Genomic DNA, 9628 nt, shown 5'->3' on the forward strand with positions numbered 1-9628 from the left:
GCCACCTATATGTAAGTTACCGGAACAAATTCTCGCAGATGTTTATGCCGGGGCGTCTACCGGCAGGTGAACGGCTCGTTGCGCCGGGGCCGCCGGTCCCGCCGGCCCCGGCGCATACGTCACAGCTCCACGCGGGCCGCGATCGGGAGGTGGTCGCTGTCGGTCGCCGAGAGCGTCCAGGAGGACAGCGGCTCGACTCCCTTGACCATGATCTGGTCGATCCGGGCCATCGGGAAGGACGCGGGCCAGCTGAAGCCGAAGCCGTCGCCCGCCGCGCCCTGGGTGGAACGCATCTGGGAGGTGACCGCGTTCAGCGAGCGGTCGTTCATCGTGCCGTTCAGGTCGCCGAGCAGGACGACCCGCTTGACCGGTTCATCGGCGATGGCCTCGCCGAGCGCGTCGGCGCTGTTGTCGCGCTGGTTGGCGGTGAACCCGGCGTGCAGCTTCACGCGGACGGACGGCAGGTGGGCCACGTACACCGCGACCTCGCCCTGCGGGGTCTTCACCGTGGAGCGCATCGCCCGGGTCCAGCCCATCTTGATGTCGACGGGCTTGGTGTCGGCCAGCGGGTACTTGCTCCACAGGCCCACCGTGCCCTGGACCGAGTGGTACGGGTAGCGGCCGGCCAGCGACTTCTCGTACGTGGAGACCTGCTTGCCCGGGAGTTCCTGGAGGGCCACGACGTCCGCCCCGGAGCCGGCGACCTGCTGGGCGGTGCCGTCGGGGTCGGGGTTGCCGGCGTTCACGTTGTGGGTGGCGACGGTGAGGTCGCCGCCGCCGCCGGACTTGTCGGTGAGCAGGCCGCCGAACACGTTGAGCCAGACCACGGCGGGCAGCAGCAGCGCGATCAGGGCGGTCGCGGAGCGCCGCACCAGGGCCAGGACCAGCAGCACCGGGATGAAGAGCGCGACCCACGGCAGGAACGTCTCGATGAGGCTGCCGAGGTTGCCGAGCCGGTTGGGGATCCGCGCGTGGACGACCATCAGCAGGGTCAGCAGCACCGAGCAGAGGGCCAGCAGGATCCCGCGCCGCCAGATGCCCCGGTCGGACGTCAGTCTGTCCCGCAGGCCCCGGAAGCGGGACCCGCCGGTTTCCGGCTGCTCCGCGCTGCCGTTGCCCGTGTCCGCTCCGTACGCCTGCACCATCGCGCTGTCCTCACTGCCTTGCCCTGCACATCGCCGCGCTCTCGACCCTAGGTGATGAGCGGCGGCATTCTCGCCGTCGACCCCGCCGTCGATCCCGGCGTCGGCCTTTCGACGTGCAGGACGGCGGAGACGGGACGAGAGGTTCCGGGCCGGGGCCTGCCGGGGCGCCTTGTGACAGAACGATCACACTCGTACCGATCGCGCCTGCCCTGATCAGGCACGTGCCGTCGGGGCGAGGCCCTGCAGCAGAGCGGCGATGATGCGGTCCGCGAGGTCGTCGGGCAGCGAGGCGTCGGGGCGGTGGACCGTGCGGACGAGCATGGGGCCGACGAAGAGGTCGTCGATCAGCTCCACGTCGAGGTCGTCGCGCAGCTCCCCGGCGGCCACGGCGCGCCGCACCGCCTCCAGCATCGCGACGCGCCGGGGGGCGATCACCGTGCCGTGGTACTCCTCCCACAGCTTCGGGTGGCTCTTCATCTGGGCGAAGATGTTGACCAGGAGCACCGAGGAACGCTGGGCGAGGCCCCGGGTGCGCAGCGATTCCAGCAGCACGCGCAGGTCGGCGAGTCCGGCGGTGCCCGAGACGGGCGGGTCGGTGGGCTCCATGTCGCGTACGACGTCGACGAAGAGCTCCTCCTTTCCGCTCCAGCGCCGGTAGATGGTGGCCTTGCCGACGCCCGCCGTGCGCGCGATGCGTTCGATGGAGAGGCCCGCCAGCGGCTCGCCCGCCTCCAGGAGGGCGATGACGGCGTCCAGGATCGCCCGTTCCGCCGCGGCGGAGCGGGGCCGGCCGCGGCGGGGCTCGGGATCCGCCGCCCCGGCCGGCGGCTCACCTCCGGCCCGTGCCCCGCACCGGTCCCGGTCGTCGTCCTGGCCTTGCTGGCCTTGCACCTGAAGCCGCCTCTCCACCGCGCCGCTCTTCCTCGTACGAGCGCCGTACGAGTGCCGTACGTCCGTCTGACGTCCGCCTGACGCCCCGCGTACGTACGAACGTCGCCCCGATTCTCGCCGACCCGGGGTGCGCGGGGCGACGGACCTCACCGCGGCGTCAGCGGACCGGCTGCTTCTCCGCGGGCCGGGGGTCCGCCGGGGCCGCGGTCTCCGCAGGGGGCCGGCCGGGCAGGAACAGGCCGACGACGACGGCGCCGATCAGGGCGACGGCCGCCGAGCCGAGCGCGGTCACGTGCATGGCGCTGATGAACGCGTCGTTGGCGGCGGCGACCAGAGGCTTTCCGGCCACCGGGCCGAGCTTCTCGGCGACGCCGAGCGTGGCCTCGATGGACTCGCCCGCCACGTCCCTGGCCCCGGCCGGGACCGCGCCGAGGTGGCCCTCGATGTCGCCCCGGTAGACGGTGGAGAGCACCGAGCCGAGGACCGCGATGCCGAGCGCGCCGCCGACCTGGCGGAAGGTGTTGTTGATGGCCGAACCGGAACCGGCCTTCTCGCGGGGCAGCGCCTGCATCACGGCGACGGTGACGGGCGGCATGATGTGCGCCATCCCGGTGCCCTGGACGAAGAAGACGAGGCACATCACCCACACCGGCGTACCGGCGTCGAACAGGGCGAAGCAGGCGAGTCCGGCGGCGACCAGCAGCATGCCCACCGTGCAGACCGCGCGGGCCCCGAAGCGGTCGACGACCAGCCGGGCCCGGGGCGCGAAGATCATCTGGGCGGCGGCGAGCGGAACGATCAGCAGGCCCGATTCCAGGGCGGAGTATCCGCGCACGCTCTGGAGGTAGAAGGCGGAGAAGAAGGTCACGCCCATCAGCGCGAAGAAGACCAGCGCGATGGCGGCCACGGCGGCGGCGAACGCGGGCTCGCGGAAGTACGAGATGTCGATGGCCGGGTGGCTGCTGCGCTTCTCGTGCCAGACGAATCCGGCCAGGACGAGGAGCCCGCCGGCGATGGCGAGGATGACGGTGGTGTCGGTGAAGTCGGCCAGCTCGCCGCCCCGGATGATCCCGTACACCAGCAGGACCAGGCCCACGATGGAGAGCGCGACGCCCACCGGGTCGGCCTTGCCGGGATTCGGGTCGCGGGAGTCGGGGACCAGGATCGCCATGGCGACCAGGGCGATCACCACCACGGGGACGTTCACCAGGAAGATCGAGCCCCACCAGAAGTGCTCCAGGAGCAGTCCGCCGGTGATCGGGCCGATGGCGATGCCGAGCCCGACGCTGCCCGCCCAGATGCCGATGGCCCGGGGCTGCTCGTCGCGTTCGAAAACGTTCATCAGGACGGCGAGGGTGGCGGGCATCACGAAGGCCGCGCCGAAGCCCATCAGCGCCCGCCAGGTGATGAGCTCGCCGGGCGAGGTGGAGAAGGCGGCCAGCGCGGAGCCGAGGCCGAAGACCAGGATGCCGGCGAGGAGGACCTTCTTGCGGCCGATCCGGTCGCCCAGCAGCCCGGCGGTGAACAGCAGCCCGGCGAAGACGAGCGTGTAGGAGTTGATCGCCCACTCCAGCTCGCTCTGGGTGGCGCCGATGCCGGTGGGGGCGGGGCTCGCGATCGTCTTGACCGCGACGTTCAGGATCGAGTTGTCCAGCACCACGATGAGCAGGCTGAACATGAGGACGGTGAGGATCCACCAGCGGCGGCGGTGGATCGCCTCGGGAACACGGGGCGCGGCGGCGGGAGCGCCGGACGATATGGGCATGGGGACGAGCCTAACCCCGTTTCGATACGAGACCGTCTCGTATTGTTAAAACTTTCCCCAACGGGGCGACGGGAGGCTGTACGGACGGGCGTGTGCGGGCCCACTTCCCGAGTGGCCGGGCGGGATGCCACCATGGAAGGGATCCGGGGACGCCGTCAGGGCGCCTCGAGATGACGAAGGAGCCGTTGGCCATGTCGCTTCAGGCTGCGCAGAATCAGTCCTCTCCCGCGGGTGGCGCCGCTTCCCCCGCCGACAGCAGTAAAGCGCTGTACGGAGGGAAGTCCACCCGCCGCATCACCGTCCACGACATCGCCGCCGCCACGGAGCGCGGCGAGAAGTGGCCCATGCTCACCGCCTACGACGCGATGACCGCGTCCGTCTTCGACGAGGCCGGTATCCCGGTCATGCTCGTCGGCGACTCGATGGGCAATGTCCACCTCGGCTACGAGACCACCGTGCCCGTCACGATGGACGAGATCGCCATGCTGTCCGCCGCCGTCGTACGCGGCACCAAGCGCGCCCTGATCGTCGCCGACCTGCCCTTCGGCTCGTACCAGGAAGGTCCCGTCCAGGCGCTGCGCAACGCCACCCGGCTGATCAAGGAGTCGGGCGTCGGCGCGGTCAAGCTGGAGGGCGGCGAGCGGTCCCACGAGCAGATCCGGCTGCTGGTCGAGGCCGGCATCCCGGTCATGGGCCACATCGGTCTGACCCCGCAGTCCGTCAACGCGATGGGCTACCGGGTCCAGGGGCGCGGCGAGGAGGCCGCGCAGCAGCTGCTGCGCGACGCCAAGGCCGTCCAGGACGCGGGCGCGTTCGCCGTGGTGCTGGAGCTGGTGCCCGCCGAGCTGGCCGCCGAGGTCACCCGTACGCTGCACATCCCGACCGTCGGCATCGGCGCCGGTTCAGCGACCGACGCGCAGGTGCTGGTCTACACCGACATGGTCGGGCTGACCGGCGGCAAGGTGCCGCGCTTCACCAAGCAGTACGCGAATCTCCGCCAGGTCCTCGGCGACGCGGCGAAGGAGTTCGCGGACGAGGTCGTCGGCGGTACGTTCCCGGCGGCGGAGCACACCTTCCACTGATCCACCCGGTCGCCGCCGCTTCGTGAGAGCGGCGCCCACCAGCCATTTCCCGCACCACCGACAGCCCGCCGACATCCCCCATCGGCGGGCTGTCGCCTGCGCGGCGGCCGGCGCCGGGCCGTGTCGGCGGCCTGTCGGTGAGCTGTCGGTGGGCGCTGGTCTGCTGGTGGACATGGAACGAATCGACAAGAACCCCAGCAGCGGCCGGAACGCCGTCGAGGTGCGGGGGTTGGTCAAGCACTACGGCGAGACCAAGGCACTGGACGGCGTGGACCTCGACGTCCGCGAAGGCACCGTCCTCGGTGTGCTCGGCCCCAACGGCGCCGGCAAGACCACCCTCGTACGCTGCCTGTCCACCCTGATCACCCCCGACGCCGGGCACGCGGTCGTCGCGGGCTACGACGTGGTGAAGCAGCCCCGGCAGCTCCGCCGCACCATCGGTCTGACCGGGCAGTACGCCTCGGTCGACGAGAAGCTCTCCGGCTGGGAGAACCTCTACATGATCGGGCGGTTGCTCGATCTGCCCCGCAAGCAGGCGCGGGCCCGCGCCGACGAGCTGCTGGAGCGGTTCTCGCTCACCGATGCCGCCAAGCGGGCCTGCATGGAGTACTCCGGCGGGATGCGCCGCCGGCTCGACCTGGCCGCCTCGATGATCGGCAGCCCCGCCGTGCTCTACCTGGACGAGCCGACGACCGGGCTCGACCCCCGGACCCGTAACGAGGTCTGGGACGAGGTGCAGCGGATGGTCGCCGAGGGCGCGACCGTCCTGCTGACCACGCAGTACATGGAGGAGGCCGAGCAGCTCGCCAAGGAGCTGACCGTGATCGACAAAGGGAAGATCATCGCCCGGGGCGGGGTCGACGAGCTGAAGGCCAAGGTCGGCGGCCGCACCCTCCAGATCCGGCCCTCGAACCCGGCGGAGCTGGCCGCGATGGCCCAGGCGATCCGGGAGGCCGGGCTCGACGGCGTCGCCGGTGCGCAGGCCGTGCCGGACGAAGGACTGCTGTACGTGCCGATCCTCAGCGACGAGCAGCTGACCGCGGTGATCGGGCTGCTGGGCGTCCGGGGCTTCTCCCTGGCCCATGTCTCCACCGCCCTGCCCAGCCTCGACGAGGTGTTCCTCGCGATCACCGGCGACAAGGCCGCACCCCTCTCCGACCAGGCTCCCCAGGAGGTCGCCGCATGAGCACCACGACACTGACCCCGGCCCCCGCCGGGTCCGCGGGCACCGCCCCGTCGAAGGCGGCCGCGGCCGAGGAGGGCCGGATCGGCCTGCGGGCCAACCTCCGGCACATCGGGGCCCTGGCGCGACGCAATCTGCTCCAGATCAAGAAGGACCCGGAGTCGATGTTCGACGTCCTTCTGATGCCGATCATCTTCACGCTGCTGTTCGTGTACGTCTTCGGCGGCTCGGTCGGCGCCAGCCTCGGCGGGAACCGGCAGGACTATCTGAACTACCTGATCCCCGGGCTGATGGCGATGATGGGCATGAACATCGCCATGGCCGTCGGCACCGGGGTCAACGACGACTTCCGCAAGGGCGTCATGGACCGGTTCCGGACGATGCCGATCGCCCGTTCCTCGGTGCTGATCGCCAAGATCGTGGTCGAGCTGGGCCGGATGATGGTCGCCATCGCCATCCTGCTCGCGATGGGCTTCGCCCTCGGCATGACCCTGGGCACGTCCGTGTTCGGACTCCTGGCGGCCGTCGCGCTGTCGGCGGTGTTCGGCGCGGCCATCATGTGGATCTTCATCGTGCTCGGGCTCGCCATGAAGACGGCCCAGGCGGTCCAGGGGATGGGAATGCTGGTGCTGATGCCGCTGCAGTTCGGATCCTCCATCTTCGCGCCGCCGACGACCATGCCGGGCTGGCTCCAGGCGTTCACCGACTACAACCCGCTGTCCAACCTCGCGGACGCGGTGCGCGGCCTGATGATGGGCGGCCCGGTCGCCGGCTCGGTCTGGCTGACGCTCGCCTGGGCGGCCGGCATCACGCTGGTGATGGCCCCGCTGGCGGTGGCCAAGTTCCGCAAGAAGGCCTGAGCGGCAAGAAGGCCTGAGCGGAGGGACGTTACGCCGGAGGGTGCGCGCGCCGGTACGTCTCCGCCAGGGCGGTGGCCTCGTCGAGGGTGAGGCCACCGCCCTGCTCGTACGCCGCCGTGTACGCCGCGTCGTCGTCGAGCCGGGCCCGGGCGGCCTGTTCGGTGAGCACCGAGTTGCGGCGCTCCATGACGCTGGGCACATGCCCCTTCGGCAGCAGCGTCTCCTGGAACCCCAGCAGCCGGGCGGCGTCCCGCGCCGCGTGGGCGCCGTCGAGCCCGACGAGCGCCCGGGCGATGGCCGTCAGATGGGCCGAAGGCATCTGCGGGGCGACCATCATCGACAGTGGCTCCCGCGCGCTCTCCAGTGCGATCAGCGCGTTGTCGAGGGCGGAGAAGTGGTCGCCGTCGAGGTTGTCCAGCCAGGCCAGCACGCCGTAGACGAATCCGCCGAAGATGGCGACATCGCGGGACCTGAAGTCCTCGCGGACCAGGTGCGCCTGCCGACGGGCCTCGTCCACCCGCCCCTGGAGACCGAGCACGAACCCCAGGTGCATCCGGGCCATCGGCGTCGCCTCATGGCCCGACGCCCGCCCGTTCTCGGTGACGTCGCGCAGGATGGCCTCGGCCTCCGGGAGCCGTTCGAGCTCGATGAGGGCTCCGGCGTACCGGGCCCGCAACAGCGCCACCTGGCTCTGGGCGCCGATCTTCCGCGCGTACCCCACGGCCTCCCGGTAGTCGTCCAGCGCCGCCGCGAAGTCACCGCCCCGCTCGTTGGCCTCACCCCGGGCGGAGAGCGCTTCGGCGGCGCCCCAGTCGTCGCCCAGCCGGGTGTAGATCTCCAGGCTCTCGTCGGCGTCGGCGCGCGCGTCCGCCACCCGCTCGGGGCTGTTGGCCAGGAGGTTGGCGCGGGTGTGGAGCGCGGAGCCCAGCTCCCACTCGCCGCCGTGCACCCGGGAAGCCCGGACCGTCTCGTCGAGCACCATGTGCAGCCGGTCCTCCTCACCGGTGAGCATGATCGCGAACAGCCACAGCGTTCCGGGCAGACGGCAGGTCTGCGGCATGCCGGGCCGGTAGGTGTCGGCGATGATCTTCAGCCGCTCCTTGCCCTCCGGGGTCGACCAGACGCTGATCGCATGGTCCGCACCGGCCAGTTGGAGGAGGGCCACCCCGCGCCGCGCCTCCGCGAGCTGTTCGTCGTCCATCGGCGGCGGCCGGTCGGTGGGCCGCTCCAGGAGCACCGGGGCCCGGACGCCGGGCGGGGCGAAGGGGTCGGGGCCGAGCGCCGAGACGGAGGCGCTCCACTGACCGGCGTCCGAGCGCAGGTCGCGCAGCATCCAGTACCAGGCCATCGACAGCACGATGCACAGCGCCTCGTGCTCGTCCCGGGCGGCCACGGCGTGGCGCAGCGCGGTGCGCAGGTTCTCGTACTCGCGCTGGAGGCCCGCGATGGCCTCGCGCTGACCGCTGCCGCGCACCTTCGGCCCGGTGACGCGGGCCAGCTCCCGGTAGTGGGTGAGGTGGCGGCGCTCGACGGCGTCCCGCTCGGCGGCCTCGTCGAGGCGCTCGGCGGCGTACTCGCCGACCGTCTCCAGCAGCCGGTAGCGCATCTCCTCGTCGTCGCCGGGCGCGGCGACCACGAGGGACTTGTCGACGAGGGAGCCGAGCAGGGTCGCGACGTCCAGGGAGTCCACGGTGACGCCGGCGGCCGGTGCGGGCAGGGCGCAGACCTCCTCGGCGGCGGCGAGGGAGCAGCCTCCGGCGAAGACGGAGAGGCGGCGCAGCACGGCGCGTTCGGCGGCGTCGAGCAGGTCCCAGGACCAGTCGACGACGGCGCGCAGGGTCTGCTGGCGGGGCAGCACGGTCCGGCTGCCGTTGGTGAGGAGGCGGAAGCGGTCGTCCAGCCGGTCGGCGATCTGGCGCGGGGTGAGCATCCGCAGCCGGGCGGCGGCCAGTTCGATGGCGAGCGGCAGCCCGTCCAGGCGGCGGCAGATCTCGGCGCAGGCGGCCGCGGTCGCCTCGTCCGCGTCGGTACGGAAGCCGGGGCGGGCGGCGGCCCCGCGCTCGGCGAGCAGGCGCAGCGCCATCGGGTCGGGCAGCGGTTCGACGGGGCGGACGAACTCGCCCGGAACGCCGAGAGGTTCGCGGCTGGTGGCGAGAACGGTGAGCTGGGGGCAGTGGGTCAGCAGATGGTCGGTGAGGGCGGCGGCGGCCCCGACGACGTGCTCGCAGTTGTCCAGCAGGAGCAGCATCCGGCGCGGGGCGCAGTGCTCGGTGAGGCGTACGAGGGGGTCGGCGCCGGTGCGGTCGGTGGCCCGCAGCTCCTCGGCCCCGGCCCCGCGCAGCACGGTCTCCCGGGCGCCGAGCGCGGTCAGGACGGCTTCGGGCACGATGTCCGGGTCGTCGACGGGGGCCAGTTCGGCGAGCCAGACGCCGTCGGGCCAGGCCTCGGCGGCGGCCTCCGCGGCCTCCTGGGACAGCCGGGTCTTTCCGGCGCCGCCGGGACCGAGCAGGGTGACGAGCCGGGCGCGGCCGAGGTCCTCGCGCAGGGTGGCGATGTCGGTGTCGCGACCGACGAAGCTGGTGAGCCGGGCGCGGAGGTTCCCGTAGGCGGGCGCGGGCGGGGCCGGTGGTGCCGGGGCCGGGGCCGGTGGTGCCGGGGCCGGGGCCGGTGGTGCCGGGGCCGGGGTCGCCGGGGAGGGGGCC

7 protein-coding genes are annotated in these 9628 nt (G+C 72.2%); 3 read left to right on the forward strand and 4 right to left on the reverse strand.

Features of this window, described 5'->3' with window-relative positions; genetic code table 11:
• Positions 1 to 119 precede the first annotated feature (119 nt).
• The 3 genes from G3I54_RS20110 to G3I54_RS20120 form a co-directional block, all read right to left on the reverse strand.
• Entirely contained in the window at positions 120 to 1145 is a 1026-nt protein-coding gene (locus G3I54_RS20110; protein WP_164616252.1) for an endonuclease/exonuclease/phosphatase family protein, read from the reverse strand.
• Positions 1146 to 1358: 213 nt separating this feature from the next.
• A complete protein-coding gene (locus G3I54_RS20115) occupies positions 1359 to 2036 on the reverse strand; it encodes a TetR/AcrR family transcriptional regulator (RefSeq protein WP_164616253.1) in 678 nt (225 codons plus the stop codon).
• Positions 2037 to 2193: 157 nt separating this feature from the next.
• Complete coding sequence (locus G3I54_RS20120; protein WP_164616254.1) at positions 2194 to 3801, reverse strand: MFS transporter; 1608 nt, start codon at positions 3799 to 3801, stop codon at positions 2194 to 2196.
• A 191-nt stretch (positions 3802 to 3992) separates the two neighbouring features.
• Between G3I54_RS20120 and panB the strand changes: the two genes are divergently transcribed.
• The 3 genes from panB to G3I54_RS20135 all read left to right on the forward strand — a co-directional run bounded on the left by panB (position 3993) and on the right by G3I54_RS20135 (position 6926).
• Positions 3993 to 4883 (forward strand): 3-methyl-2-oxobutanoate hydroxymethyltransferase, encoded by an 891-nt coding sequence (gene panB / locus G3I54_RS20125; protein WP_164616255.1) that lies wholly within the window; start codon positions 3993 to 3995, stop codon positions 4881 to 4883.
• Between the two features lie 172 nt (positions 4884 to 5055).
• Positions 5056 to 6069, forward strand: coding sequence for an ATP-binding cassette domain-containing protein (locus tag G3I54_RS20130; protein ID WP_164616256.1), 1014 nt, complete (start codon positions 5056 to 5058; stop codon positions 6067 to 6069).
• Positions 6066 to 6926 (forward strand): ABC transporter permease, encoded by an 861-nt coding sequence (locus G3I54_RS20135; RefSeq protein ID WP_164616257.1) that lies wholly within the window; start codon positions 6066 to 6068, stop codon positions 6924 to 6926. Before G3I54_RS20130 ends, G3I54_RS20135 begins: the two co-directional genes overlap by 4 nt.
• 28 nt (positions 6927 to 6954) lie before the next feature.
• Here the strand turns inward: G3I54_RS20135 and G3I54_RS20140 are convergent.
• The coding region (locus tag G3I54_RS20140; protein WP_239144453.1) for an AAA family ATPase at positions 6955 to 9628 on the reverse strand (2674 nt) is incomplete at its 5' end.

The sequence above is a fragment of the Streptomyces sp. SID14515 genome (genome assembly GCF_010548505.1).
Classification (GTDB): domain Bacteria; phylum Actinomycetota; class Actinomycetes; order Streptomycetales; family Streptomycetaceae; genus Streptomyces; species Streptomyces caviscabies.